The 937-nt window shown below is 40.8% G+C and carries 1 protein-coding gene; it reads left to right on the top strand.

Going from position 1 to position 937, the window contains the following annotated elements; all coding sequences use genetic code 11:
* Positions 1-921: CgeB family protein (locus PCORN_RS16820; RefSeq protein WP_051999572.1), on the top strand; the 921-nt coding region annotated here is incomplete at its 5' end.
* Between the last annotated feature and the right edge of the window lie 16 nt (positions 922-937).

The raw sequence follows: 937 nt of genomic DNA on the forward strand, positions 1-937 counted from the left end.
GACAATATGGGGAAACAGATCAAAGTCTTAGCAGTTGGAGCGGGTTGGCGAGGATCTAATAGCAAATCACTTTTCAATGGTTTTGTTAAACGTGGGTGTGACGTTCGAATTATTGAAACAGATAGTTATTTCTACAATTATTCCATACCAGAACGGCTGTATATGAGGGTTCGGAAGGTTCCGCTTAAAGTTAAATTTCAAAAATTCAATAAAACAATAGAGCGAATGATTGATTCCTATCAGCCAGATATTCTTTTTGTAGTGAAGGGGCTTTGGGTGACTGAAGAGATGATTCAGTATGCGAAAATAAAAGGTATTACAACGATACATTTCCATCCTGATTTTCTTTTTGACGATCGCTATCATACTTCTGTGATTTTAGATAAGGCAATTCTTTCGTACGATATTGTGGTGACTGCGAAAACAACAGAAGTCGAGAAATATAAACAATACGGTTGTCGCAATGTGCATTTTATGAAGTACGCTTATGATCCAGAAATTCACCATCCAGTAAAGTGGACTGAAGCGGAGCAAAAGGTTTTCCAAACGGATGTTGCTTTTGTTGGCAGGATGGAGCCGTCGAGGGCGGATGCATTGAATACGATTGCGCAACAGAATTACGACTTAAAAGTATGGGGAACAAAGTGGGACAAGATTCCAAAAAACTACGAATTAAACAAGTATTGCGAAGGACGTCCCATTTTTTGCGAAGAGATGGCGAAAGTTTTCCAAGGAGCGAAGGTATCGGTGGGTTTTCTGACACAGCTATCCACAGAGCAACATACAGCGCGGACGTTTGAAATACCGGCATGTCGGGGCTTCTTTCTAGGCACGCGAACGGAGGAACACATCGAGATTTTCCGACCAGGTATAGACGCCGATTTCTTTAGCAACACGGAGGAATTAAGTAGAAAAAGTTGAAATTTTACACTCGAAA

Origin of the sequence: Listeria cornellensis FSL F6-0969, assembly GCF_000525855.1 — a bacterium.
GTDB classification, from domain to species: Bacteria; Bacillota; Bacilli; order Lactobacillales; family Listeriaceae; genus Listeria_A; species Listeria_A cornellensis.